Source organism: Roseovarius tibetensis (assembly GCF_050896375.1).
GTDB lineage: Bacteria > Pseudomonadota > Alphaproteobacteria > Rhodobacterales > Rhodobacteraceae > Roseovarius > Roseovarius tibetensis.
Genome location: NZ_JBPBBB010000005.1, coordinates 84,497 through 109,559 on the forward strand (window position 1 = coordinate 84,497; position 25,063 = coordinate 109,559).

The window sequence follows — 25,063 nt, forward strand, 5'->3', positions numbered from 1 at the left end:
GAAGGGGTCTTGCGACCCGCACAGATCCGGACGTCAGACCCTGAAATCCCGCCGCTGGCCGGGCACATCTTTCCCAAGGCGTTCAATGAACACTCACGCGGTATCGCGGGGAAAGTTTCGTTACGTGCCGATCAGGTTCGCGTTGCGGTCAGAGGATTTCGGTATCCGCTTGCCCGAGCATCCGGGGATGTCGGTCCCGTCTGCCTGATCTCACTGTGTCCGATCCGGACGAGCGCCGCTGTGAACGGGATCACGTATTGGGAAGATTTTTGATGATTTCTGCCGGGCGGTGAATTTGAACAATGCCGCGCGCCATCGAAATCATGCCTTGATCCTGCAATGATTTCAGCTGTTTGTTCACGGCCTCTCGCGTGACGCCAAGCATCTCGGCAAGGGCCGTTTGTGAAAATTTTCGCCCAAGATCCAAGCCGTCTGCGGTCAGCGAGCCATGCTGCAACCCCAGTTCGGTCAGTTTTTGCAGCAATCTCCGCTGCAAGTTCCCGAAGGCGAATTCCTGAAGGGTCGCGTTCGAATGGCGCAGCCTATGTGACAGGAATCGGATCAAATGCACGGCCAAGGTGGGTTCTTCTGCCAGCAATGTCAGGATCGTTCCGGTTTCAAGATGAAGCAGGCTGGTCTCTTCGAGTGCGGTGATCGTGGCCGACCTGGGGTCGGGGCTGACCAATGCCATTTCACCCAACGGGGCCCCGTGTGTCGGCAAGGACAGGGTCAGGACATTGCCATCGTCGTCGGTGATACTGACGGCCACAAGCCCCGAGCACAGCACGTACAGCCCGTTTGATGGATCACCCTGATGGAACAGCACCTTGCCGCGCGGCAACGTCACCTTGCGGGCCCGCGGCCCGATTCGCAGGATCACATCGTCTTCCAGGTCCCGGAACAACGGGCAGGCCCGCAGATATCGTTTCGTCTGCTGCTCGGCGATGTCCAATCGATATTCCCTCCGGTCCGACCCCCCCCAATCTAACGCAGGTTACCCAAAATCGGGAACAGGTTTTGACTTGGCTGATCGACATGCGCGACCGCGCATCGCGGCATCATTGCCGGGACACGCGGCGCAACATGCCCCGCGCGGACTGGCCCCTTGATACCAGATCAGCAGAGTCCGCTTGCATCATGGCCATGGCAGCCCTATCAGGCACGGGATTCTGACCGCCGCGGACGCCTCCGCGGCCCGATGCATAGAGAAGGACGAACATGCAGGTCACCGAGACACTCAACGAAGGTCTGAAACGGGAATACAAGCTGGTCCTGTCGGCCCAGGACCTTGACGACAAGGTCACGGAAAAGCTGAAGGAAGCCCAGCCCGAGGTCGAGCTCAAGGGGTTTCGCAAGGGCAAGGTTCCCCTGCCGCTTTTGAAAAAGCAGTTCGGCCAGAGGGTTCTGGGCGAAGCGATGCAGGAAAGCGTCGACGAGGCCATGAAAACGCATTTCGAAGAGCAGGGCGTGCGCCCGGCTGCCGAGCCCAATGTGAAGATGGCCAATGACGACTGGAAAGAAGGCGACGACGTCGAGATCGATCTGAGCTACGAGGCGCTGCCCGACATCCCGGACGTCGATCTCGGATCGCTCAAGCTGGAGCGGCTGGTCGTCAAGCCCGACGAGACGGCGGTCGACGAGGCGCTCAAGAGCCTTGCCGACAATGCCAAGGATTTCGAGGACAAGGACGACACTGCCCCGGCCGAGGATGGCGATCAGGTCGTGATCGACTTCGTCGGCCGTGTCGACGGCGAGGCCTTCGAAGGAGGCAGCGCAGAGGATTATCCCCTGACCCTCGGGTCCGACAGCTTCATCCCCGGTTTCGAAGAGCAGCTTGTCGGCGTCAAGGTTGGCGACGAAAAGGCAGTGACCGTCAACTTTCCTGACGAGTATCAGGCCGCGCACCTTGCCGGCAAGGAAGCGGTCTTTGACTGCACCGTCAAGGCCGTGAAGGCCCCCAAAGCGGCCGAGGTTGATGATGATCTGGCGCAAAAATACGGGGCCGAGGATCTCGAGGCGCTGAAGACCCAGATCCGCGAGCGGCTGGAGCAGGAATACGCCGGGGCCGCCCGCGCGATCCTGAAGCGGCATGTTCTGGATCAGCTCGACGAGAAGGTCAGCTTCGACCTGCCCCCCAGCATGGTCGAAACCGAGGCCAAGCAGATCGCGCATCAGATCTGGCACGACGAAAACCCGGATGTCGAAGGCCACGATCACCCGGAGATCGAGCCGACGGAAGAGCATCAGAAGCTGGCAGAGCGGCGCGTCCGTCTCGGGCTGCTTCTCGCGGATCTTGGACAGAAGGCCGAAGTCGAGGTGACGGATGCCGAAATGACCCAAGCGGTGATGAACCAGGCGCGGCAATATCCCGGGCAAGAACGTGAGTTCTTCGAATTCGTGCAGAAGAACCCGCAGATGAGCCAGCAGCTTCGGGCACCGATCTTCGAGGACAAGGTGATCGACTACGTGGTCGAGCTTGCCGATGTCACCGAAGCCGAGGTGACCAAGGAAGAGCTCGAAAAGGCCGTCGAAGAGATGAACGACGAAGAATAAACGTTTTGCCTGTCGCCAATTATTTGGGCCGCCCCGTTTGACGACGGGGCGGCCCTTTTCTTTGCTTCCGCCGGACCTTTCGGTTTGGTCCGGCGAAACCTCTTATGCCATGTCAGGCGTGGGACCCGATCTTGTCCGCAAGCGCGGCCTTGAGACGCAGGGCCGCGACCCGTTCATGCTCGGTCGAGGCGGCAGCGATTTGTTCGTCGCAATATTCCTCGAGATGCGATTTCGCGGGTCTGGCCTCTTCGGCGCTGGCCGTCTGCTTGTGAAAATGGATTTCACGCTCCGGCTTTGCGACGTCGTGGCGAGCGGATATCGGAGATGGAACCACGTCTTCGTCTTCAAGGAAGACATTGCCTTCGATACCCGCGAACTCGCGGATTCTCTGGATCCGCTCATCCGAGCAGTCCAGAAGAGCCGCCAGCACGGACACTTTGCCCATATCGGTTGTCTTACCGAGATAGTCGTAGGGGGCATTACCCGACCGGATCATGACCCTGTTCATGACAGGGTCGATAACTGCAACTGCGTCGAGAACCCCGGCCTTCTGACCGTATTCGAATGCTCCGACCATCACCTCGGACGTCACATAGCTGATCGAGTTTTTCGCCCGACCCTTGCGCGTCAGACGCTCTGTATCGACGCAGAAACGGGTCGCTTCCCAAATCTGCGGGTCGCGCAGCGGTGGCTCGCCATCCAGAACCTTGGCAAAAACGTCGGCGAGCATGTGCGGCCCCGTCGTTTGCAATAGCCGCATGCAGCCCACGACATTCCCATCTTCGTCGATAGAGACGACATGCGCCGGATCGAGCGCATCGAACTCGTCTTTTTCAAGCCCATCATGCACCTGTACGTCCCAATCGAGACGATCCCGGAATACGCGCGCACGAAGGCGGTACGTTTCCTGCAGTATGGTTTCGTAGCGTTTTTTGTTGAGTGCATCGATAACGATGATCATGTTTGTTCCCCAATATTGTCGATCCTGCGACGACCCTCTACCATTGGCAGAGAATGTTCTATTAGGGGTTTCCCTTAGTACCGCGGTCAAGGGCAGTTCAGCATTGAATAATTTTAGCTAAATACCGTTACCGAGTTGCGTGTGCAGACAACTCAGCTTGGCTTTACGATACCCAGTCCAACGGCCCGACCAATGGCTTGAGCCGTGGTAAGCGCGGCAAGCTTGGTCCGTGTCGAGCGCAAATGCACCTCGACCGTACGATGAGATATGTTCAGAATGTCACCGATATCCTGTTGCGATTTCCCATCGGCGACCCATTGCAGGATTTCGCGTTCGCGCGTGGATAAGGCCGGCCGGTTGAACACGGCGCGCGTGACGTCAGCCGCAATCACGTTGTCATGCATGTGAACCGCAGCGACCTGGAGATCACCGATGATCTTCTTCTTCAGGTTTTGCCAGTCGGAATCTGTGCAATCTCGCGTTACGCTCAGCAGCCCGACATCCCCATACGGCCCGCGAACGGGCACCGTCAAACCGCGGTCGGAGACTCCGAAATCCGGGGCATCCGCAAAGACAGAGCAGAAATGCGCATTGCGTTCCAGAAAGCTCCAGTCAACCGGTGCAATCGATTTCCTGCTCAGATGGATCGTCGGGTCGATCCGATGAAGACTTTTTTTCGAGTAATGCGAAATCCACTCTGGCCGATAATTCGCAAACCCCTGGACTGCGCCGGTTACAGGGTTGAATGTTGCGTAAGAGGCGTGATCAAATTCCATCCGATCGCAAACGTCGTCGAGGAATCGTACGAACCGATCATCCGACTTTGGTATTTTGCTGAGATCGATCAGATCCATCAAAATGTCCGTTTGCAGGTGCGAATTGTCAAAACGTAACGACAGCCCCACTAAATTTCAACGTCGATTTTCCTGCGGGTCACACCGGCGGTGCGCCAGAGCATCATGAAATGCCACCCGCACGTCATTACGGCTTTTGCGTCGGAGCATTTATTATGTTCGGAATCAGACGAGTAGGGCTGGGGATACTGGGGTATGGCGGCCGCGCATCTTGGGGATACGCGACCGCCAGTCAGCGACCGTGTTGCGATCAGCTATCGTCGCTGCGGGGTTTCGTGGACGGATCCTCGATCACTTCCGACAGGTTGTCGTCGTCCTCGGCCGCTGCACCGATATCCTCGAACAGCTCGGCAATCTCGTAATCGGCGGCTTCGTCGGCCTCGGCGGCGGCGTCCTGGATGGACTTGCCGGTCGCCTGCAATTCGGCCTCGTTCTCGGTGCGTGCGACGTTGAGCTGGATCTTGACCTCGACCTCGGGGTGCAGGGTCACGATGACGTCATGCAGCCCCAACTCCTTGATCGGACGGCTGAGCGCAACCTGCTTGCGGTCGACGGTAAAGCCGTTCTCGGTTGCGGCATCGGCCGCATCGCGGGTGCTGACCGACCCATACAGCGCGCCACCATCAGAGGCTTGGCGAATCACCGTGAACTGCTTGCCGTCGAGGTCCTTGGCCATCGCCTCGGCCTCTTTGCGGCTTTCGAGGTTCTGTGCCTCGAGTTGCGCCTTACGCTCTTCGAAATCGGCGATGTTGCGCGGCGAGGCCGACAGCGCCTTTCCTTGCCGCAGCAGGTAGTTGCGCGCGAAACCGGGCTTGACGTCCACGACCTCGCCCATCTGGCCAAGCTTGGCCACGCGTTCCAGAAGGATCACTTGCATAGTCTCGTCTCCTTATTTCACGGCGTAGGGCAGCAGGGCGAGGAACCGTGCGCGCTTGATGGCGCGCGCCAGTTCACGCTGCTTCTTGGCCGACACGGCGGTGATGCGCGACGGCACGATCTTGCCACGCTCGGAGATGTAGCGCTGCAGCAGGCGTGTGTCCTTGTAGTCGATCTTGGGCGCGTTGTCCCCCGAGAAGGGGCACACCTTGCGGCGACGGAAAAACGGTTTGGTTGCCATGAGTTATCGTCCTTTCTTCAGGAAATGGATCAGCGACGCTCGCGGCGTTCGCCGCGTTCCTCGCGCTTTTGCATCTGCACGGATGGTCCCGCTTCATGCGCATCGACCTTGATGGTCAGCACGCGCATCACGTCATCATGCAAGCGCATCAGGCGTTCCATTTCCTGCACGGCCGGTGCCGGGGCATCCGTGCGCAGAAAGGCGTAGTGGCCCTTGCGGTTCTTGTTGATCTTGTAGGCCATCGTCTTGACACCCCAATACTCGCTATCCACGAGGGTGCCGCCATTATCCGACAGCACGGTGCCGAAATGTTCGATCAGGCCTTCGGCCTGCGCGTTGGACAAGTCCTGACGCGCGATCATTACATGCTCATAGAACGGCATGTCGTCTCCATTTTTATCAAGGCGCATTTCAAAGGCGGGCCTATGACCTTTCGCGACCCGTCCACGAGAGCCTGCGCGGTTCATCCATGATGCGAAAGGTATCGGGCGTGTACATGGCCCCTTCATGGTGTGCAAGTCCGATGCCGCACGCGGCACGGATTGCCCCGTTGTCCGGGCCGCCCGTGCGCGGGCGACCCGAAAGGATATCAGGTGACCTCGGCCCGCAGGCGCTGCATGCGCGTGTTCAGCAGCTTCTGTGCGGTTTCATCCTTCAGACGCCCATCGTCGTCGAACGCGTCCATCGCACCGGCCACGCAGACCGCCGGGCCGGGGATCAGGCGCGCCTGATGCTGCGACAGGCAGTGCTGGGTCATGAATTGCGACGTCTCGCCCCCGGTGCGCCCCGCCGACGCCGAGACAACGACCGTCGGCTTGTCCTTGAACGCGCCGCCGGGCACGCGGCTGACCCAGTCGAGGGCATTCTTCAGAACGCCGGTGATGCCCTTGTTGTATTCGGGCGCGCCGATCACGACCGCATCGGCATCCGTGATCTGTTGCACCAGCGTGTGCACTTTTTCGGGCACGCCGTTGGCCTCTTCCAGATCGCCGTTGTAGAGCGGCAGGTCGAGATCGCCTTCCGTCACTTCGGCGCTACCGAACGCGCGGGCGGCGAGGATGATCAGCATCCGGTTGTAAGATCCTTTGCGCAGTGATCCTGACAGTATCAGCAGTTTCGGGTCTGCCATCAGCATTCTCCTGTAAATTTACAATACGTCATGACCACGTGGAGCCTGAAGGCAGGTTTGGCAATCGCGATTTCACGGTATGCGGCAATTATCCATGATACCCCTTTCGAGGCGTGTCGCGGCCGCGGGATGCTGACGGGTCGGGTTTCCGTGCAGGGCAGGCCGTGCTATTTGCAAGCCACATGGAATAGGGCCACGGGGCAGGGATCCGCTTTTGAACATCACGTGCGATCCGCCCCGCTGTCTTGTCACAGGGCCCAACGGTCGTCTTGGCCTATTGTTGCAGGCCGCGTGGCTGGCGGAACCGGACATTGCCCCGATCCTGTGCGCGCGCAGGACGCCGGCAGATATAGTCTGGTCACCGGGCCAGCCCGTGCCGGCATTGCCGCCATGCGAGACCGTGATCGCCCTGTGGGGCCGAACAGACGGCGATGCGGACACCCTCGGGCTGAACCGCGATCTGGTGTTCGAGGGGGTGCGCCTTGCACAGGCATGCGGAGCAGGGCGGATTTTTCACCTGTCCTCGGCCGCGATCTACGGCCCTGGCACGTGGATGCCAGAGACCCGCAGCCCGGCCCCTGCAAACGCCTATGGTGCGGCCAAGCGGGACATGGAAGGCACCATCGCGGCGCTGCCGCCGGAAGGCCCGCGTCACGTGATCTTGCGGCTGGCCAATGTCGTGGGGGCAGACAGCCTTGGCGCGGCGCTGCACGACCATACGCACCCCGTCACCCTGGACCGCTTTGCCGATGGGACGGGGCCACGTCGAAGCTATATCGCGCCGGGCGACCTTGCACGGGTGCTGTCCGCGCTTGCGCGCCTGCCGGTGGATCGCGTGCCGGACATCCTAAACGTCGCGGCGCCAGAGCCGGTCGCGATGGTCGATCTGGCGCGGGCCGCCGGGCGACCGGTCGTCTGGCGTGATGCGCCGCCCGGCGCCCAGCCCTGCGTGTCGCTGGATACGGGGCGGCTTGGGCGCGTCCTGCCGGGTGTGATCCGGTGCACGACACCCGAGGCGATGATCGCGGATTGGCGCGGTCTGGCACCCGCGCGATGATCGCGCGCCGCACGGCAGCACCGCGGTCTGAACCAAACATCCTGTCAAACGCTGTCACAGGTCGGTGAGCGTGATTGCGCGCGCGCAAGATCGCGCGGTATGTATCGAATCGAGCCAAAACAAATATCTGGTCTGGCCGGATGGAGATCCGTCGTGTTTCACAGGATGCTACGAAGCATACGCAGCGGGCTGGTCGCGGCCCTGCCGAGGCGGCGGACCGCGATCCGGCAACGCGATCATTCCACGGTGGCCCCCCGCATCCACGTGCTGATCTACGGCGCAGGGCGTACCGGGCGACAGCTTGCGGCGGCGCTCGCGCATGATGACACGATCCGGGCTGTAGCGTTCGTCGATGACGATCCCCGCCTGCAATCGCTGACCATCGAAGGGCTGCGGGTGTATCCGGCGCGGGAGATCGACGTGATTGTCGCGCGGCAGGACATCCGCCGGATCATCCTTGCCATGCCCGGCCTGACGGACGGTCAGCGCGAGCGCCTCGATCGGGATTTGCGCCGGACGGGCTGCGACGTGCATGCATTGCCGTCCTTTGCCGATCTCGTGACCGGCACGGCGCAAAGCCGTTTCGACAGCCGCCCCGTCGATCCCGCCACGCTTCTGGGACGTGACGCGGTCGAGGGGAACATGTCCGACGTGACCGATATCTATGCCGGGCGCCGGATCCTCGTCACCGGCGCGGGAGGGTCCATCGGCTCGGAACTGTGCCGCCAGTTGGTAAGATGTGCGCCAGAGACGCTGATCCTGATGGATCACGGCGAGCATGTGCTGTTCGAGATCGAGCGCGAACTGCGCACCCTGTCGCCTGATCTCGACATCATGCCGATCCTCGGCTCTGTCTGCGATGCGGCCCTCGTCAACGTGCTGATGAGCGCCAGGAAGATCGACGTCGTGCTGCACGCCGCGGCCTATAAGCACGTGCCGCTGGTCGAATCGAATGCCATCGAGGGGATGCGCAACAACGTCATCGGCACGCGCACCGTCGCCAATGCCGCACGCGAGGCCGGGGTGGAACGGTTCATCCTTGTGTCCACCGACAAGGCCGTGCGCCCGACATCGGTGATGGGCGCGTCGAAACGCTTTGCCGAGATGATCGTGCAGGATCTCGCGACACGCTCGCAGCACACCCGGTTTTCGATGGTGCGCTTCGGCAATGTCCTCGGGTCGTCGGGATCGGTGATTCCGACCTTTGCGGATCAGATCGCGCGCGGCGGGCCGGTGACCCTGACGCACCCGGACGTGACGCGCTATTTCATGACCATCCCCGAGGCTGTGCGGCTGGTGCTGCTGGCCGGCACGTTTGCGCACGACGGCGATGTGTTCGTGCTGGACATGGGCGCGCCCGTCAGGATTCACGACATCGCGCGCCGCATGATCGCGGCCTCGGGATATACCCTGCGCGATGCCGAAACCCCCGACGGCGATATCGGGATCGAGATCAGCGGCCTGCGGCCCGGCGAGAAACTGCACGAGGAATTGCTGATCGGGTCTGACATGCTGACCACGCCGCATCCCCGGATCCTGCGCGCGCAAGAGGGCCACCTGTCCGAGATCGAACTGGCCAAGGCGCTGAAATCGCTGGCCGAGGCAATAGAGACGCGCGACGTCGCCTTGCTGCGCAGCATCCTTGCGCAATGGATGGAACATGCCGAGCCCGACGAGGCCATCAACGACTGATCCCGGCACCCGCCCCGACGTCACCCGGCCGGATAACGGGGGTGACACCGGGGGCAGGGACCGGACAAGGGTCACTCGTCCGTCGGGGCGTCCTCTTCCGAATGTTCGGCGATCCAGGCGACCGAGACCACTTCTTCGCCCGCGCCGGTGTTGAACACCTTTACACCACCGGCCCCGCGCGACCGGAACGAGATGCCCATCACCGGCACGCGGATCGACTGGCCGCGTGACGTGGCCAGCATGATCTGATCATCCTGCGTGACCGGAAAGGACGCGACGACAGGCCCGCCGCGCATCCCCTTGTCGATCGCCGCCACGCCCATGCCGCCGCGTCCGCGCACCGGGTAATCGTGGCTTGACGACAGCTTGCCCGTCCCGCGCGCGGTGATCGTCAGGATCAGCGTCTCGCCCGCGCGCATTTCCTCGAACCGCGCAGGCGTGATGGCTGTCTCGACACCGCCCATGTCGTCGATGCCCTCTTCCTCGGGCGCACCGGCAGCGGCGCGGCGTCTCTTGAGATAGGCCGCGCGCTCATCTGCGCTGGCGTCGAAATGGTCGATCACCGACATCGACACGACACGATCGGCGCCCTGCAGGCGCACGCCGCGCACGCCGGTGGACTTGCGGCCCTTGAAGACCCGCACATCGGTCACCGGAAAGCGGATGGCGCGTCCCGAACTGGTGATGAGCATCACGTCCTCGCCGGGCGAACAGATCCGCGCGTTCACAAGCTCCACGCCCTCGGGCAGGTCCATCGCGATCTTGCCGTTGCGTTTGACGTTGGTGAAATCCGACAGCGCATTGCGCCGCACGTCGCCCGCCGATGTTGCAAAGACGATCTGCAAGTCGTCCCAGTCTTCCTCGGCGCGGTCCACCGGCATGATCGCGGCGATCGAGACGCCGGTGGGGATGGGCAGGATATTGACCATGGCCTTGCCGCGCGAGGTGCGCCCGCCAAGCGGCAGCCGCCATGTCTTGAGCTTGTAGACCATGCCCTCGGTCGTGAAGACCAGAAGCGGCGTGTGCGTGTTGGCCACGAACAGCGTCGTGACCACGTCCTCGTCCTTGGTCGCCATGCCCGACAGGCCCTTGCCGCCGCGTTTCTGCGCGCGAAAATCGGCCAGTGCGGTGCGTTTGACATAGCCGCCCTGCGTCACCGTCACGACCATGTCTTCGCGTTCGATGAGGTCCTCGTCCTCGAGATCGCCGGCCCAGTCCACGATCTCGGTTCGGCGTGGCACGGCGAACTGGTCGCGCACCTCGCGCAGCTCGTCCGAGATGATCTGCATGATCCGCTCGCGGCTGGCGAGGATGGCGAGGTAATCCTTGATCTTTCCGGCAAGGTCGCGCAGCTCGTCGGTGACCTCTCGCACACCCAGTTGCGTCAGGCGCTGCAGCCGCAGATCGAGGATCGCGCGCGCCTGCGTTTCCGACAGGTTGTAGGTTCCGTCCTCGTTGGCGCGGTGGCTGGGGTCGTCGATCAGCGCGATGTATTCAAGGATGTCGCCCGCCGGCCAGCGCCGGGTCATCAGCTTTTCCCGCGCCTCGGCGGCATCGGCCGAAGACCGGATCGCCGCGACGACCTCGTCCACGTTGCTGACGGCCACAGCCAGACCGCAGAGCACATGCGCCCGCTCGCGCGCCTTGCGCAGATCATGCGCGGTACGGCGCGCGACCACTTCCTCGCGGAACTGCACGAAAAGCGACAGGAACCGGTGCAGCGTCAACTGCTCGGGCTTGCCGCCGTTCAGCGCCAGCATGTTGCAGCCGAACGACGTCTGCATCGGGGTGAACCGGAACAGCTGGTTCAGCACCACGTCGGGCGTCGCGTCGCGCTTCAGTTCGACGACCACGCGCACGCCGGTGCGGTCGCTCTCGTCCTGCACATGCGCGATCCCCTCGATCCGCTTGTCGCGCGCGGCCTCGGCGATCCTTTCGATCATCGCGGCCTTGTTGACCTGGTAGGGCACCTCGTCGATGACGATGGCGAACCTGTCCTTGCGCAATTCCTCGATGCGGGTCTTGGCGCGAATGACGACGCTGCCGCGCCCTTCCAGATACGCCTTGCGCGCCCCGGACCGGCCCAGCATGATGCCCCCCGTCGGGAAATCCGGGCCCGGCACGTAGCGGATCAGATCGGCGCTTTCGAGATCGGGATCGTCGATAAGTGCCAGCGTCGCCTCGATCACCTCGCCCAGGTTATGCGGCGGGATGTTGGTCGCCATGCCAACGGCGATACCACCCGCGCCATTGACCAGCATGTTGGGAAAACGCGCGGGCAGGACCGTCGGTTCGCGATCCTTGCCGTCGTAATTGTCCTGGAAATCAACCGTCTCTTTCTCGATATCGGCCAGCAGATACGAGGCGGGCTTGTCCATGCGTACCTCTGTATAGCGCATGGCGGCGGCGTTATCGCCATCCATCGAGCCGAAATTGCCCTGGCCGTCCAGCAGTGGCAGCGACATCGAGAAATCCTGCGCCATCCGCACCAGCGCGTCGTAGATCGCCGAGTCGCCGTGCGGGTGGTACTTGCCCATGACGTCACCCACGGCGCGCGCCGACTTGCGGTAGGGCTTGTCATGCGTGTTGCCGCCCTCGTGCATCGCGTAGAGAATGCGCCGGTGCACAGGTTTCAGGCCATCGCGCAGATCGGGGATCGCGCGGCTCACGATCACGCTCATCGCGTAATCGAGATACGAGGTTTTCATCTCGTGCGTGATGGAAACCGACGGCCCGTCGTAAGCGGGCGGCATTTCGTCATTGGTTTCAGGGGGTTGAGGCGTATCGCTCACGTTTTTACCGTCCTGTGATCTGGCGCAATATCTTGTCAAGAACCTATATCAGAGCCACCACATAGGGTGCAATGGCCCTGAAGACGTGCTTTTATCAGCCACTTGAGACGAGTGGTAACAAACTGTTTTCATTGAAAAGTAAAATCTTTCGGGCATCATCGAAGGGTCTACGGAACAGGAGCGACACATGGAGACCTCGGAAACCGAACTGATGCTCAAGGGATATGGCCTGACCACGGCGGAATTCTTTTACCGGATGCCCGACCATCAAAGCGTGCTCAACAGCTATCTCTGGCAGGACTACGACCTTGCCCCGGATCACCCCAAGCTGTTCGAATTCATCGAGTTCTGGCAACGCGAGATCGAGGGGCCGCTGCACTCGGTACGTTTCACGCATCGCAAGATGGTCGCCGCCGGAGAATGGCGAAACGTGGTCGGCGAATTCACCGTGAACTGAGCGGGCGTCGCGGCGCGCCCGATGCGGGTCGTCATGCCGCATGCCCGGATGTCGGATTGTCGTTGGCGCTTTTCACCATGGCGTGAAGCGGTGCGCAGGACGCCTTGTCGTGTTGCGGGCAGGGGCGTAAGACGCATCGGCAATCACAACGTCTCACGGAAAAGGATCCCGACATGTTGATGAAGATACGCGCCGCCTGCATGGCCGCGGCCATGGCTGTCGTGCCGGCCGTCGCGCAGGCGGAGCTTGGCCCGCTCGTGGACCCTGCGGGGCTGCGCGAGGCCATCGACACGACCGATCCGGTCGTCCTGGATATCCGCAGTGCGGCGGCTTACGAGGACGGGCATGTGCCCGGTGCGCTGAACGCCCCTTACGGCCTCTTTCGCGGCCCGTCCGACAATCCCGGCCAGCTTGTCTCCGAGGATCACATCACGCAGGTGCTGCGCGGTCTCGGAATCGACGCCGAGACGCCGGTCGTGGTGATTCACCAAGGCACGGACCAGACCGATTTCGGCGCCGCCGCGCGCGTCTACTGGACACTCAAATCCAGCGGTATCAGCCCCCTGGCCATCCTGAATGGGGGCATGAACGCCTGGACAGGCGCCGGCGAAGAGGTCGCCATCGGCGCAGCCCCCGAGGTGAACCCCAGCGAGATCACCGTCAATTTTTCCGATGAATGGCTGGCCACGCGCGCGGATGTGAAGGCCATCGTCGATGGCGAGGACACGGCGCAATTGATAGATGCCCGTCCCGAGGCGTTCTGGCAGGGCAAGACCAAGCATGGTGCGGCCGCACAGCCCGGCACCCTGCCGCAATCACGCTACTTCACGCATGATCGCTGGTTTGGTGGGGACGAACCCGCGCGCATCGACCCCGACCTGATCCGCCGGCTGGCGGCCGAGAACGGGTTCGCGCAGGACGACAGCCTGGTGTCTTTCTGCAACACCGGGCACTGGGCCGCGACCAACTGGTTCGCCCTGAGCGAGGTTGCGGGTATCGACACTGTACGGCTTTACCCCGAATCCGTGGTCGGCTGGTCCAACGCCGGGTTCGAGATGGCCAATGTGCCGGGACTTTTCCAGAACCTCTACAACAAGATCATGGGCCGTTACTGACGGCCTGAACGAGAGCGCAGCACAGCATGACCACGACATCCGACGGCCCCGCATCCATCGCCACCGCGCCGGGACATCTGTCACGGGCGGCGGTTCTTCTTGTCGTTGGTATGGGCGTGCTTGCGGTGACGCTACTGGCCGGGCCGCGCTACGGGTTGCTGCTGCTGATCGGGCTCGGGTTCGGACTGGCGCTCGAAGGGTTCCGCTTCGGCTTTACCGGGCCGTGGCGGCGCATGATCCTGTCTCGTGATCCATCGGGGCTGATCGCGCAGCTTGTCTGCATCGGTATCGTGGCCGCGGTCGCCTTTCCCCTGCTGGCCGCGAACGGTGCCGAATTGAAGGGCGCACATGCCCCGATCGGCGTCGCCATGATCGGCGGGGCGTTCGTGTTCGGGGCGGCGATGCAGGTGGTCCTTGGCTGCGGGTCCGGCACGCTGGTCAATGCCGGCAGCGGTAATGCCATCGGGGCCGTCGCGCTGCCCTTCTTCGCGATCGGCAGTTTCGCCGGGGCGTATCACCTGTCGTGGTGGACCTCTCTTGGCAGCCTTCCGATGATGACCCTGTCCGGCACGGGCGGGCTGATCGTCACGCTTGCGGGGCTGGCGACAATTGGCGCGGTGGCCTTCTTGCTGCGCGCCAAGGGCACGTTCCGGACGCCGGCGCGCTATATCGGCGCGATCGGGGTTCTGGCCGCGCTCGCGATCCTGCACCTGGTCGTGGCCGGACAGCCCTGGGGCGTGGTCTACGGGCTTGGCCTGTGGGTTGCCAAGGGCGTGGTTGCCGTGGGCGGCGACCTGTCGGGATCGCCGTTCTGGTCCGCGCCCGCCAATGCCGCGCAGGTCGAGGCCAGCCTTTTGACCGACATCACCTCGCTCACGGATTTGGGCCTGATCGCCGGGGCCGCCCTGATGGCGTGGTGGCGTGCGGGCCTCGCCTCTCCGGTGGGCAAACTGCCCGCGGGCGCCTGGATCGCGGTGATCGCGGCGGGCCTTGTGCTGGGCTACAGCTCGCGGCTGGCCTTCGGCTGCAATATCGGCGCGTTCTTCAGCGGGATCGGCACGGGGTCGGCGCATGGCTGGGTGTGGTTCATCGCCGCATTCGCGGGCTCTTGGGCCGGTATCCGTCTGCGCCCGCATCTGGGACTGGAGGCGCGGCAATGAAACGCGTGCATGTGACGCTTCTTGTGGCGCTTGGTGCGGTTGGCCTCATCGTGCTGGATCAGTCCCAGTCTGCACCGCTCAACCCCTACACCGCGCCGCCGATGCTGGCGCTTGGTTCGGGGTTGGCGGCGTCGGGCGCGCATTGCGCGGCGCCGCCGCCGCCGCAATGAACGGGTGATCCGCCCCTTTGCGGGGCGTGATCCGCGCCCGTCATCCGACACATGGTGCGGTTACGACGGGTTCAGGTAGTCACCCGGATCGACGCTGTCGAAACCATCGCGGACCTCGAAATGCAGAACGGCCGAGCCATCGCGACGAATTTCCGCGATCTTCTGCCCGCGCGTGACGCTGTCCCCCTTTTGCACCGTCACCCCGCCGACATTGGAATAGACCGTCAGAAGGTTGCCCGCATGCTTGATCACGATGATCGGGATGCCGTTCGTATCCTCCGTGATGGCCGCGACAGAGCCCGCATCCGCGGCATTGACGGCCGTTCCGGGATCGGCCGCGATGTCGATGCCTTCGTTGCGGCCCTTGGCGTAATCGCGGACGATGTCGCCCTGAACCGGCGAGACCATGCGCGCGGCGCCCGAGTCGCTTTGGTCGGTGCCGAGATCGGGTGCCGCGACCGGTTCGGTCGGTTCAGAGGCGGGCGGCGTCTCCTCCTCGGGCAAGGGCTGCGAGGCGCTAGGCGGTGTCGGCGCGGGTGACCCGCTGCCCGGCGGCGTGACATCGTCCGCCTGTGCCGATCTGTCGTCTGCGCCGGACGATGCCACCGGGATCAGCAGGAACTGTCCTTCGCGCACGGAGAAATCCGGCCCGAGGCCGTTCCATTCGGCGAGCGTGCGGATCGGGACGTCGTATAGCCGCGCGATGCTGAAGGCCGTTTCGCCGCGCTCGACGCGGTGGCGCACCGGCTCGACCGCCGTGGACGTTGTGGGCTCAAGCTGCGACGTCTCTACCTGCTGACCGTCCGCACGGCGGATCGCCTCACCGGCGAGGCTGTCGATATCGACCCCGCCGGGCGACCGCATCGGACCGCCCTCGGGTTCCGATACACGACCGGGCAGGGCGATGACCTCGCCCTCGCGCAGCGGATCGCCGGTCTGGATGCCGTTGTAACGCGCGAGATCCTGTGCATTCGCCCCGATCCGGGTCGCGAGCTTGGCCAGCGTGTCACCGCGCCGGGCGACGGCCACCTGGTAACCGGGATACGAGATGATGCCGCGCGCGTCCGGTTCGGGCCGCCCGGTTTGTGCCGTGCGCGCGGCTTCGGTCGTGCTGGGCGCGTCGCCGAACGCGCCGCGCAGGTCCATGTCAACGGGCCGGTCACATGCCGCGACTGTCAGGCCGAGGCCGGCCCCGAAGACCAGATTTCGCGAAAGGTGGCGCATCGTGATCGTCCTTTGTCCCGCCCCGTGTCGCGGGGGCAAATGTTCACTGTTCGTCACGCCCCATGCCTTCGACCAGAGGCACGAAGCGGACCGGGCGAAACTCGTCATACTCGAACCCCGTCTCGGTCCGCGTCACCCGAATGAGCCGCTGCACGGCGTCCGACTGACCGACCGGAACCATCATGATACCGCCGATCTTCAACTGCGCCAAGAGCGGCCCGGGCGGATCCTCGGCCGCGGCCGTCACGATGATCCGGTCGAACGGGGCCTGATCGGGCAGGCCGAAGCTGCCATCGGCGGTGATCGCCGTGATGTTGGTCAGATCGAGGCGGCGGAACACCTCGGAGGCCTCGTTGACCAGCCGCCGGTGGCGATCCACCGTGTAGACACGCCGCGCGAGCTGGCTGAGGATCGCGGCCTGATAGCCCGAGCCGGTGCCCACCTCGAGCACCTTGTCGCGGTTGCTGACCTTGAGGGCCTGTGTCATCAGCCCGACCACCGAGGGCTGGCTGATCGTCTGGCCGCAGGCAATGGGCAGGGGCATGTCCTCGTACGCGCGGTCCGTGAAGTAGCCCCGGATGAACGGGGCGCGGTCGATCTTTTCCATCGCGGTCAGAACGCGCGTATCCGTCACCCCCTTGGAGCGCAGCGCGAACAGGAACTGCATCTTGCGTTCGGCGGTTTCGGGATCAGTCTCGCTCATTCGATCGCTTTCAGCGCCTCCAGCGCGTCATGCGCGGTCAGATCTGCCCGCATCGGGGTGACGGAAATATAGCCCTGCAGGTTCACATCCGCGTCCGAGCCGGGGCTTGTCGGTTCGTGCTGCGGCGCACCCGTCACCCACAGGAACCGTCGCCCCGAGGGGGCCGTGTGCGGCTGGACGCCAAAGCCCATGTCGCGGCGGAACCCCTGACGCGCGGCGCGCAGCCCCATGACCCCCGAGGCGGGCACGGGCGGAAAGTTGATATTGTAGAAGATGCCGTAATCGTCATGGCTCCACACGCCCTTGTCGAGAAGGCGTTGCAAGGTCGCCAGCCCGTGCACGCGCGCGGCCTCGAACGTGTCGTCGAGATCGCGGTTGTCGGGCCCGTAATACTGGCTGAGCGCGACGGCCGGGACACCCTGCAGCGCGGCCTCCATGGCCGCCCCCACGGTGCCGGAATAGACCGCGTTTTCAGCGGCGTTGTTGCCACGATTGACGCCCGACAGCACGAGGTCGGGGCGCGCGTCCTTCATCACGTCATGCAGGCCCGCGAGCACGCAATCGGCGGGGCTGCCCTCGGCGGCGTAGCGGCGCTCGGCCATTTTCGAGATCATCATGGGCCGGGTGTAGGAGATGCAGTGCCCCACGCCGGATTGCTCGAAGGCCGGCGCGACGGTCCAGACTTCGCCCCCGTCACCGGCAAGCGCGTTGGCGATCTCGTCGAGCACTGCGAGGCCCGGTGCGTTGATGCCGTCGTCATTGGTGATCAGAATGCGCATGCATGTGCCCCGTCATGTGTCGTTCGGCCCCCTGTGTAGCGGCGCACCGCATGAGGGGCAAGGCGCGCGCCCTCTACAACAGGGCCAGCAGTCGCGCCGCTTCGTCGCGCGGATGGCTCAGAGCCGCGCGATCCTCTCCGGGGAAGAACCGCGCGCGGGTTCCGGTCGGCATCGGGGCCGGCGTCAGCACGTGCACGCGCGGGCCGGTCCGTGCGCTTTCGGCCTGCCAGCTGCGCGCAAGGGCGATCTGTGCCGCCTTGGTGGCGCCGTAGCTGCCGAAGAACTTTGCGCCGACGGCATCGGGATCGTCGAAGAATACCGCCTGGCCATTCTCGCCGAGAAGCGGCGCAATGAACGGGATTAGGGTGCCCATTGCCGTGACATTGCAGGCGACCGATCTGGCCCAGTCCTTTTCCGACAGATGCGCGGCAGGGGTCAGCGGGGCCGCGTGAACCGCCGTGTGAACCCACATCGCGAGCCCGCCCCAGCGGTCATGGATCGCGCGGCAAAGCTGCGCCAGCTTCCCGGTATCCGTGATGTTCATCGGCGCCAGCGTGGCGTGCCCGCCCTTGGCCTGGATGCGGTCGTCAAGCTCTTCGAGCGCACCGGTGGTGCGCGCGACCGCGACGATATGATGGGTCGGGGCCAGTGCCTCGGCCATGGCGGCGCCGAGGCCCCGCGAGGCCCCGGTCACGAGCGCGAGGGGAACGGTGTCATCCTGTATCATGGTTTGCAAATCCCACCGCATGGCGGCGTGTTCAAGGACAATCGCTTGACTTTCGCAGCAGTGCAGCGAAAAACTGCGCCCTGACATGCATCAAGGAGGGACGCGACATGACGCGCGACACAGTTCTAGCCAAGGCCGTCACGGGCCATGACAGTTTGCTTCGCAAGGCCGGGCTTGTGCTCGGGGGGTCCTTGTTCATCGCGATCGCGGCGCAGGTCAGCGTGCCATTCTTCCCGGTCCCGTTGACCTTGTCGACGCTGGCGATCCTGATCGTCGGTCTGACCTTCGGCTCGCGCCTCGGGGCGGCGACGGTGTTGGCCTATCTGGCCGAGGGGGCCATGGGCCTGCCGGTCTTCGCGGGCGGCATGAACGGGGCGTCGCTTGTCGGCCCGACGGCCGGGTTCCTTTACGGGTTCATTGGCATGGCATGGTTTGCCGGTCTTGCGGTGGAAAAGGGGCTGGCCCGCGGGATCGTCTCGACGGCGCTTTGCGGCATCGGGATCTCGGCGCTTCTGTACCTGCCCGGTCTTGCATGGCCGGCCGCGGTGATGGGGACCAGCATGCCGGATCTCTGGGCCTACTGGATGGCGCCATTCCTGCTGGGTGACGTGGTCAAGGCCGTGCTTGCGGCGATGGTCGTCTGGGGCGGCTGGAAGGCGTTGGCGGCGCGCCGCGGCTAAGCTGCGCGACAGATCCCCGAGGTGGCGAAAGGCCGTGCCCGGCGATGCGGGCACGGCCTTTTTCATGCCGGGCCTCAGCCGTCGGGCAGGGTCAGCCGCTCGGCGCGGCCGCCGCGGCTGAGGACGACCACGCTCTCGCCGACCGCGACCACCGTTGCACGGTCGAGCGTGTCGCCGGCCTGAACGACGGACACCCTGCCATCGTGGCTGACGAGGGCCCGCCCTGTCGATGGGCCGTGCATGGTTCCCAGCAGGATCAACCGACCCTGCGGCAGCGCGCCCGTTTGTGTGGCCGCCGCCAACGTGGCGACGGGTGTGTCTGTCTGATCTGTCATGCGTGTGTGTGCCTTTCTCGCAAGCATGCGCGCCACTACGCGTCACGCCTGTCGGTGAAAAGCCTGCATGTGAAGGCTCGGCAAGATCGCGCTGCATCGCGGCAACGGCGCGCGCATCCATGCGCTATTCGGCAGCCTCGACCTTCATCTGAAAGCCCTTTTCGATCTGGTCTGACGGAACCACCGGATAGTCACCGGAAAAGCAGGCATCACAATATTGCGGGCACGCGGCGTCGCGCCCGGACGGCACGCCGACAGCACGATAAAGCCCGTCCAGCGACACGAATCTCAGGCTGTCCACCTTGAGATGCGCGCACATCTCGTCCTCGGACATCGTCGCGGCGAGCAGTTTCTCGCGCTGCGGCGTGTCCACACCGTAAAAGCACGGCCAGGATGTCGGCGGTGAGGCGATGCGGAAATGTACCTCGGTGGCACCGGCATCGAGGATCATTTCCTTGATCTTGCGGCTTGTCGTGCCGCGCACCACGCTGTCATCGACAAGGATCACGCGCTTGCCCTCGATCAGGGCGCGATTGACGTTGAGCTTCAGACGCACGCCCATGTTGCGGATCTGCTCGGTCGGTTCGATGAAGGTGCGGCCCACGTATTGATTGCGGATGATCCCCATGGCGAAGGGGATGCCCGATTCGTGGCTGTAACCGATCGCGGCGGGCGTGCCGCTATCGGGGACCGGGCAGACCAGATCGGCCTCGACCGGCGCCTCGCGGGCCAGCTCCACGCCGATCTGATGGCGCGTTTCATAGACCGACCGCCCGCCGATGATCGAATCGGGGCGCGAGAAATAGACATGCTCGAAGATGCAGAAGCGCGAGGGCCGCGGCCGGAAGGGAAAATGGCTCTCGACGCCGTTCTTTTCGGAGATGACGACCATTTCGCCGGGTGCCACCTCGCGCACGTAGCGCGCCCCGAGAATGTCGAGCGCGCAGGTCTCCGACGACAGCACCCAGCCCTCACCCAGTTGTCCCAGCACCAGCGGCCGCACACCCAGCGGATCGCGCACGCCGATCAGCTTGGTCCGGGTCATGGCGACGATCGAGAACGCGCCCTCGACCCGGCGCAGCGCATCCTCCATCCGTTCGGGGATGGTGCGCTGCAACGACCGGGCCATCAGGTGGATGATGCATTCGCTGTCAGAGCCGGACTGGAAAATCGACCCGCGGTCGATCAGTTCGCGGCGCAGCGCGTCGGCGTTGGTGATGTTGCCGTTATGCGCAATCGCCGCCCCGCCCATCGAGAACTCGCCGAAGAAGGGCTGCACGTCCCGCATCTGCGTGGGCCCTTTCGCCCCGGACGTGGAATAGCGCACATGCCCGATGGCCAACGGCCCCGGCAGCGTCTCCATGAGGCTTTGACGCGTGAAGTTGTCGCGCACGTAGCCGAACCGGCGGGCGCTGTTGAAGCCCAGCTCGGCCTCGTGGCTGACGATGCCGCCGGCCTCCTGTCCGCGATGTTGAAGGGCGTGCAGCCCGAGGGCGACGAAATTGGCGGCATCCGGCAGGCCGACGACGCCATACACGCCGCACTCCTCCCGCAGCGTGTCGTCGTCGAACGGGTGGGCGGGGGGCATTTGGGTGGACAAGAGTGGCAGCTCCGAATCCTGTGTCAGTCGTGTGACGCCTGCATACGCGCCTGAAGGCCGCATGTCACGAAACTATCACACGGGGAAGGATCGGACCGGCCCATCGATCACAGTTGCGTGTCGCCGCAGGCCCCGATCAGCTGCTCGTACTGACGGGTGATCCAGCCAAGCGCCTCTTCGGGGTTCTCGTCCTCGATCTTCCCGGTGAGCTGCGCGAACACCTGCGCCGAGCGGCTGTTGTCGATCATCTCGACGGATTGCGAGCCGATCACCGTTTCATAGACGAAATAGGCGATCGCGATCAGCAGCACCCCGCGCGCCACACCGAAGACGAAGCCAAGCCCCTGATCGATACCGCCAAGGACAGAGCGTTGCACAAGCGACGAAAAAAGCGGCGTGATCAGCGAGGCCACGATCAGGCCCACGGCGAACACGGCGGCGAAGGCGGCGATCATCGAAAGCTCGCAGCTGTCAGAGATGAACTCTCCCACCACCGGCACTTCGGTGACCAACGGCTCGACCTGCGGCGCAAAGACGAAGGCGACGATGCCCGCCACGACCCAGCCCGCGATGGCCAGCCCTTCGCGCACGAAACCGCGCGAATAGGCCAGCAGCGCCGACAGGATGATGAACAGCGCCACGGCACCGTCGATGATGGTGAAACCTTGCATATGCCGTGTCCTGTCCCTTTGGCGGCGTCTATCCCGCGCCGAAAATGTCACCCACGAACGCGGTCAGATCGCCCATCCGGGTGAGGCTCAGCCCGCTTTCTCCGCCGATCTTGCCGCCGGACGGAATGATAGCCGAGGTGAAACCAAGTTTTTGCGCCTCTTTCAACCTGTTTTCGGACTGCCCCACCGGACGCAAGGCCCCCGACAGGCTGATTTCCCCGAAAATCACCGTTTCGGCGGGCAGGGCGGTGTCCTCACGCGCGCTCAAAAGGGCCGCGGCGACGGCAAGATCGGCGGCGGGCTCGGAGATGCGCAGACCGCCGGCGACGTTGAGATAGACATCGAGACCCGCAAACGGAATGCCGCAGCGTGCTTCGAGCACGGCGAGGATCATCGCCAGCCGCGCGCCGTCCCAGCCGACGACCGCGCGCCGGGGCTGCGCGTGCGGGGTGGGCGCCACCAGCGCCTGCATCTCGACCAGCACCGGCCGGGTGCCCTCGATGCCGGAAAACACCACCGATCCGGGCGACGGCGAACCGCGCCCCGACAGGAACAGCTCGGACGGGTTGGCGACCTCGGCCAGCCCGCTGCCGGTCATCTCGAACACGCCGATCTCGTCGGCGGGGCCAAAGCGGTTCTTGACGCTGCGCAGGATGCGGAACTGGTGCCCGCGCTCGCCCTCGAAATAGAGGACGCAATCGACCATGTGCTCGACCACGCGGGGACCGGCGATCTGGCCGTCCTTGGTGACATGACCCACAAGGATGACCGAGGTGCCGAAACGCTTGGCGAACTGCGTCAGCTCATGCGCGGCGGCCCGGACCTGTGACACGCTGCCAGGCGCCGCCTCGACCGTGTCGGACCAGATGGTCTGGATCGAGTCTATGATCACCAGATCGGGTTTCTCGGTCTCCAGCGTCGTCAGGATGTCGCGCAGCGACGTGGCCGCGGCAAGCTTGACCGGCGCGTTCTCCAGCCCGAGCCGTTGTGCGCGCATCCTGACCTGCGCACTGGCCTCTTCGCCCGAAACGTAGAAGGTGCGCAGTCCCGTCTGCGCGAACTGCGCCGCGGCCTGCAACAGAAGGGTGGATTTCCCGATGCCCGGATCGCCGCCCACCAGAACCGCGCTTGATGGTACGAGGCCGCCGCCCAGTACGCGGTCCAGTTCACCGATCCCCGACAAGGTACGCGGCGGCGGGGCCTCTTGTGTCGACAGGTCCGTCAGGGTCAGTTGCGCGCCCCGCTTGCCGCCCAGGGTCTTGCCCTTGGGGCCAGTCGACAGCGGCGCATCCTCGACGATCGTGTTCCATTGACCGCAGGCGTCGCAACGCCCCGACCAGCGGGTATGCACCGCGCCACAGGAATTGCAGGAAAAGGATCCGGGTTTTGCCATGGCGCGGTCATGCCCCAAGGCTCATGGGCGGTCAAACCCGAAATGGCACCGGGTCGTGGCCCGGCCCGCACCGGTCCGGGGGGCACGCTGATGTCGCCCGACCGGCTTGAACAGGACGCATCTGTGCGACACATGTATACCGGAAGTGGAAAACGCGGCGTTGATTATTGCGTCTGACCGCGTGAAGGAGCCAAGGACATGGAACTGACCGAGATCACCTTTTCCGGAGCCACCCCGATCGACGGCTACGGTCCGGGATTTTTCCGCGTCGCCGGCGAGGTCGTCGAAGGGCCCATCGTCGTGACCATCGCGTCGGCGCGCGGCTGGGGCGGATATGACGACAGCGCGCCCTTGCTTGACCTGGCCGAGGATGTCGACGTCATCTTCATCGGCACCGGGGCCGAGACGGCGCAGATCCCCAAGGGTCTGCGCCACGTTCTGGAAGATGCCGATATCGGGATCGAGGTCATGAGCTCGCCCGCCGCCTGCCGGACCTACAACGTGCTTTTGTCCGAGGGGCGTCGCGTCGCGTTGGCGGCCTTGCCGGTGTGACCCGCTGTGCGGGTTTGGCGCTTTTCGCGCCCCGGTCATTGGGATAGAGCGCAGCGCATGACACTGACCGTCTCGGATCTGAACATTGCGCGCGGCGGGATTCCCGTACTCGAAGGGGTGGGCTTCACGCTCTGCGCCGGGCAGGCACTGGTGCTGCGCGGACCGAACGGAATTGGCAAGACGACACTTCTGCGCACCATCGCAGGGTTGCAGCCGCCCCTGTCCGGGCAGGTGACGACACCCGAGGACAGTCTTGTTTATGCAGGCCATGCCGACGGGATCAAACCCACCCTGACCGTCGTGGAAAACCTGTGCTTCTGGGCGCAGGCCTTTGGTACCACGGATATTTCGCCGGCCCTCTCCGCGTTCGATCTCGCCCCCCTATCGCAGCGGGCGTCCGGCGCGCTTTCGGCCGGGCAGAAACGCCGTCTGGGGCTCGCGCGGCTGTTGGTGACGGGACGTATGATCTGGATCCTCGACGAGCCGACCGTCTCGCTCGACACGGACGCCGTGGCGATGTTCACGGCGGCGGTGCGCGCCCACCTGGCCTGCGGTGGTATCGCGCTGATCGCCACGCATATCGACCTTGGACTGTCCGAAGCGCGGGTGCTCGATGTCGCGGGTTACCGTGCCAAGCCACTGGACATGGATGATTTCGATGGGGCCTTCCTGTGATCGCGCTGCTGGTTCGCGACATGCGGCTGGCGATGCGCGCGGGCGGGGGGTTTGGCCTCGGGCTGTCGTTTTTCCTGATCGTCGTCGTGCTGGTGCCGTTCGGCGTCGGGCCGCAGGCCGCGATCCTGTCGACGATCGCGCCCGGCATCCTGTGGATCGGTGCGCTGCTGGCCTGTCTCTTGTCGCTGGACCGGATATTCGCGCTCGACTGGGAGGATGGCAGCCTCGACCTGCTCGCCACCTCACCCTTGCCGATGGAGGGTATCGTCGCCGTAAAGTCGCTGGCCCACTGGTTGACGACGGGGCTGCCCCTTGTGCTTTTGGCGCCGGTGCTGGGCGTACTGTTGAACCTGCCGGGGCCGGGATTTCTCTGGCTGACCCTGTCGCTCCTGCTCGGCACGCCGGCGCTGAGCGTGATCGGCACCTTCGGGGCTGCGCTGACCGTGGGGTTGAAGCGTGGCGGGTTGCTCCTCAGCCTGCTTGTGCTGCCGCTTTACGTGCCGACACTTATTTTCGGCGCGGAAATCGCCCGGCGGGGGGCCGAAGGATTGACCACCGCGACACCGCTGTTCTTGCTGGCGGGCATCACCTGCGGCACCATCGCCCTGCTGCCGTTTGCCTCGGCAGCGGTATTGAAAGCCAACCTGCAATGACACGAACGCGACGA

The 25,063-nt window shown here is 64.3% G+C and carries 27 protein-coding genes; 11 read left to right on the plus strand and 16 right to left on the minus strand.

Annotated elements, in window-relative coordinates:
- Positions 1 to 250: 250 nt before the first annotated feature.
- Complete coding sequence (locus tag ACROSR_RS05455) at positions 251 to 952, minus strand: Crp/Fnr family transcriptional regulator (RefSeq protein ID WP_432682855.1); 702 nt, start codon at positions 950 to 952, stop codon at positions 251 to 253.
- A gap of 266 nt (positions 953 to 1,218) precedes the next feature.
- Between ACROSR_RS05455 and tig the strand changes: the two genes are divergently transcribed.
- A complete protein-coding gene (gene tig / locus ACROSR_RS05460; RefSeq protein WP_432682857.1) occupies positions 1,219 to 2,553 on the plus strand; it encodes a trigger factor in 1,335 nt (444 codons plus the stop codon).
- Between the two features lie 112 nt (positions 2,554 to 2,665).
- Here the strand turns inward: tig and ACROSR_RS05465 are convergent, their stop codons facing one another.
- The 6 genes from ACROSR_RS05465 to ACROSR_RS05490 all read right to left on the minus strand — a co-directional run bounded on the left by ACROSR_RS05465 (position 2,666) and on the right by ACROSR_RS05490 (position 6,614).
- Positions 2,666 to 3,514 carry an acyl-homoserine-lactone synthase gene (locus ACROSR_RS05465; protein WP_432682859.1) on the minus strand — a complete coding sequence of 283 codons (849 nt, stop codon included), beginning with the start codon at positions 3,512 to 3,514 and terminating at the stop codon, positions 2,666 to 2,668.
- Positions 3,515 to 3,666: 152 nt separating this feature from the next.
- Entirely contained in the window at positions 3,667 to 4,368 is a 702-nt protein-coding gene (locus ACROSR_RS05470) for an autoinducer binding domain-containing protein (protein WP_432682861.1), read from the minus strand.
- A 250-nt stretch (positions 4,369 to 4,618) separates the two neighbouring features.
- Complete coding sequence (gene rplI / locus ACROSR_RS05475; protein ID WP_432682863.1) at positions 4,619 to 5,245, minus strand: 50S ribosomal protein L9; 627 nt, start codon at positions 5,243 to 5,245, stop codon at positions 4,619 to 4,621.
- 12 nt (positions 5,246 to 5,257) lie between these two features.
- Positions 5,258 to 5,485, minus strand: coding sequence for a 30S ribosomal protein S18 (gene rpsR, locus ACROSR_RS05480; RefSeq protein WP_013961325.1), 228 nt, complete (start codon positions 5,483 to 5,485; stop codon positions 5,258 to 5,260).
- 29 nt (positions 5,486 to 5,514) lie between these two features.
- Positions 5,515 to 5,868, minus strand: coding sequence for a 30S ribosomal protein S6 (gene rpsF, locus ACROSR_RS05485; RefSeq protein WP_432682866.1), 354 nt, complete (start codon positions 5,866 to 5,868; stop codon positions 5,515 to 5,517).
- 206 nt (positions 5,869 to 6,074) lie between these two features.
- Positions 6,075 to 6,614, minus strand: a complete 540-nt coding sequence (locus ACROSR_RS05490; protein ID WP_432682868.1) for an NADPH-dependent FMN reductase — start codon at positions 6,612 to 6,614, stop codon at positions 6,075 to 6,077.
- 280 nt (positions 6,615 to 6,894) lie between these two features.
- On the opposite strand from ACROSR_RS05490, the gene ACROSR_RS05495 reads away from it, so the two are divergent.
- Both ACROSR_RS05495 and ACROSR_RS05500 read left to right on the plus strand, forming a co-directional pair.
- Entirely contained in the window at positions 6,895 to 7,671 is a 777-nt protein-coding gene (locus ACROSR_RS05495; protein WP_432682870.1) for an NAD-dependent epimerase/dehydratase family protein, read from the plus strand.
- 165 nt (positions 7,672 to 7,836) lie between these two features.
- A complete protein-coding gene (locus tag ACROSR_RS05500; protein WP_432682872.1) occupies positions 7,837 to 9,363 on the plus strand; it encodes a polysaccharide biosynthesis protein in 1,527 nt (508 codons plus the stop codon).
- 71 nt (positions 9,364 to 9,434) lie between these two features.
- Here ACROSR_RS05500 and gyrA read toward each other — a convergent pair whose 3' ends face one another.
- Positions 9,435 to 12,116 carry a DNA gyrase subunit A gene (gene gyrA / locus ACROSR_RS05505; protein ID WP_432682874.1) on the minus strand — a complete coding sequence of 894 codons (2,682 nt, stop codon included), beginning with the start codon at positions 12,114 to 12,116 and terminating at the stop codon, positions 9,435 to 9,437.
- A gap of 226 nt (positions 12,117 to 12,342) precedes the next feature.
- Here gyrA and ACROSR_RS05510 point away from each other — a divergent pair, with 226 nt between their 5' ends.
- From ACROSR_RS05510 to ACROSR_RS05525, 4 genes are all read left to right on the plus strand, one after another.
- Positions 12,343 to 12,612 (plus strand): usg protein, encoded by a 270-nt coding sequence (locus tag ACROSR_RS05510; protein ID WP_432682876.1) that lies wholly within the window; start codon positions 12,343 to 12,345, stop codon positions 12,610 to 12,612.
- Between the two features lie 173 nt (positions 12,613 to 12,785).
- Positions 12,786 to 13,727 (plus strand): sulfurtransferase, encoded by a 942-nt coding sequence (locus ACROSR_RS05515; protein ID WP_432682878.1) that lies wholly within the window; start codon positions 12,786 to 12,788, stop codon positions 13,725 to 13,727.
- A gap of 26 nt (positions 13,728 to 13,753) precedes the next feature.
- Positions 13,754 to 14,887 carry a YeeE/YedE family protein gene (locus ACROSR_RS05520; protein WP_432682880.1) on the plus strand — a complete coding sequence of 378 codons (1,134 nt, stop codon included), beginning with the start codon at positions 13,754 to 13,756 and terminating at the stop codon, positions 14,885 to 14,887.
- Positions 14,884 to 15,057: a hypothetical protein gene (locus tag ACROSR_RS05525; protein WP_432682882.1), complete on the plus strand. Its 174-nt coding sequence runs from the start codon at positions 14,884 to 14,886 to the stop codon at positions 15,055 to 15,057. Before ACROSR_RS05520 ends, ACROSR_RS05525 begins: the two co-directional genes overlap by 4 nt.
- Before the next feature lie 60 nt (positions 15,058 to 15,117).
- On the opposite strand, the gene ACROSR_RS05530 is transcribed toward ACROSR_RS05525, so the two are convergent.
- The 4 genes from ACROSR_RS05530 to ACROSR_RS05545 all read right to left on the minus strand — a co-directional run bounded on the left by ACROSR_RS05530 (position 15,118) and on the right by ACROSR_RS05545 (position 18,490).
- Positions 15,118 to 16,281 (minus strand): LysM peptidoglycan-binding domain-containing protein, encoded by a 1,164-nt coding sequence (locus tag ACROSR_RS05530; RefSeq protein ID WP_432682884.1) that lies wholly within the window; start codon positions 16,279 to 16,281, stop codon positions 15,118 to 15,120.
- Between the two features lie 43 nt (positions 16,282 to 16,324).
- Positions 16,325 to 16,984 carry a protein-L-isoaspartate(D-aspartate) O-methyltransferase gene (locus ACROSR_RS05535; protein WP_432682886.1) on the minus strand — a complete coding sequence of 220 codons (660 nt, stop codon included), beginning with the start codon at positions 16,982 to 16,984 and terminating at the stop codon, positions 16,325 to 16,327.
- On the minus strand, positions 16,981 to 17,763 hold the full coding sequence (surE, locus tag ACROSR_RS05540) for a 5'/3'-nucleotidase SurE (protein ID WP_432682888.1): 783 nt from the start codon (positions 17,761 to 17,763) through the stop codon (positions 16,981 to 16,983). The genes ACROSR_RS05535 and surE overlap by 4 nt, the downstream gene beginning before the upstream one ends.
- A 73-nt stretch (positions 17,764 to 17,836) precedes the next feature.
- Positions 17,837 to 18,490 carry an SDR family NAD(P)-dependent oxidoreductase gene (locus ACROSR_RS05545; RefSeq protein ID WP_432682890.1) on the minus strand — a complete coding sequence of 218 codons (654 nt, stop codon included), beginning with the start codon at positions 18,488 to 18,490 and terminating at the stop codon, positions 17,837 to 17,839.
- 107 nt (positions 18,491 to 18,597) lie between these two features.
- Here ACROSR_RS05545 and ACROSR_RS05550 point away from each other — a divergent pair, with 107 nt between their 5' ends.
- Positions 18,598 to 19,170 carry a biotin transporter BioY gene (locus tag ACROSR_RS05550; protein WP_432682892.1) on the plus strand — a complete coding sequence of 191 codons (573 nt, stop codon included), beginning with the start codon at positions 18,598 to 18,600 and terminating at the stop codon, positions 19,168 to 19,170.
- A gap of 74 nt (positions 19,171 to 19,244) precedes the next feature.
- Here ACROSR_RS05550 and ACROSR_RS05555 read toward each other — a convergent pair whose 3' ends face one another.
- The 4 genes from ACROSR_RS05555 to radA all read right to left on the minus strand — a co-directional run bounded on the left by ACROSR_RS05555 (position 19,245) and on the right by radA (position 23,169).
- The gene (locus ACROSR_RS05555; RefSeq protein WP_432682894.1) at positions 19,245 to 19,505 is read right to left on the minus strand and encodes a type II secretion system protein N; all 261 of its coding nucleotides are present in this window, start codon (positions 19,503 to 19,505) and stop codon (positions 19,245 to 19,247) included.
- Positions 19,506 to 19,629: 124 nt separating this feature from the next.
- A complete protein-coding gene (gene purF, locus ACROSR_RS05560) occupies positions 19,630 to 21,093 on the minus strand; it encodes an amidophosphoribosyltransferase (protein ID WP_432682896.1) in 1,464 nt (487 codons plus the stop codon).
- Positions 21,094 to 21,212: 119 nt separating this feature from the next.
- Positions 21,213 to 21,776: a CvpA family protein gene (locus ACROSR_RS05565; RefSeq protein ID WP_432682898.1), complete on the minus strand. Its 564-nt coding sequence runs from the start codon at positions 21,774 to 21,776 to the stop codon at positions 21,213 to 21,215.
- Between the two features lie 28 nt (positions 21,777 to 21,804).
- Positions 21,805 to 23,169 carry a DNA repair protein RadA gene (radA, locus tag ACROSR_RS05570; protein ID WP_432682900.1) on the minus strand — a complete coding sequence of 455 codons (1,365 nt, stop codon included), beginning with the start codon at positions 23,167 to 23,169 and terminating at the stop codon, positions 21,805 to 21,807.
- A 198-nt stretch (positions 23,170 to 23,367) separates the two neighbouring features.
- Here radA and ACROSR_RS05575 point away from each other — a divergent pair, with 198 nt between their 5' ends.
- The 3 genes from ACROSR_RS05575 to ccmB are packed head-to-tail and all read left to right on the plus strand — an operon-like array spanning position 23,368 to position 25,049.
- Positions 23,368 to 23,721, plus strand: coding sequence for an Mth938-like domain-containing protein (locus ACROSR_RS05575; RefSeq protein WP_432682902.1), 354 nt, complete (start codon positions 23,368 to 23,370; stop codon positions 23,719 to 23,721).
- Between the two features lie 57 nt (positions 23,722 to 23,778).
- Positions 23,779 to 24,396, plus strand: coding sequence for a heme ABC exporter ATP-binding protein CcmA (ccmA, locus tag ACROSR_RS05580; RefSeq protein WP_432682904.1), 618 nt, complete (start codon positions 23,779 to 23,781; stop codon positions 24,394 to 24,396).
- Positions 24,393 to 25,049 (plus strand): heme exporter protein CcmB, encoded by a 657-nt coding sequence (ccmB, locus tag ACROSR_RS05585; protein WP_432682906.1) that lies wholly within the window; start codon positions 24,393 to 24,395, stop codon positions 25,047 to 25,049. Before ccmA ends, ccmB begins: the two co-directional genes overlap by 4 nt.
- Positions 25,050 to 25,063: the final 14 nt, after the last annotated feature.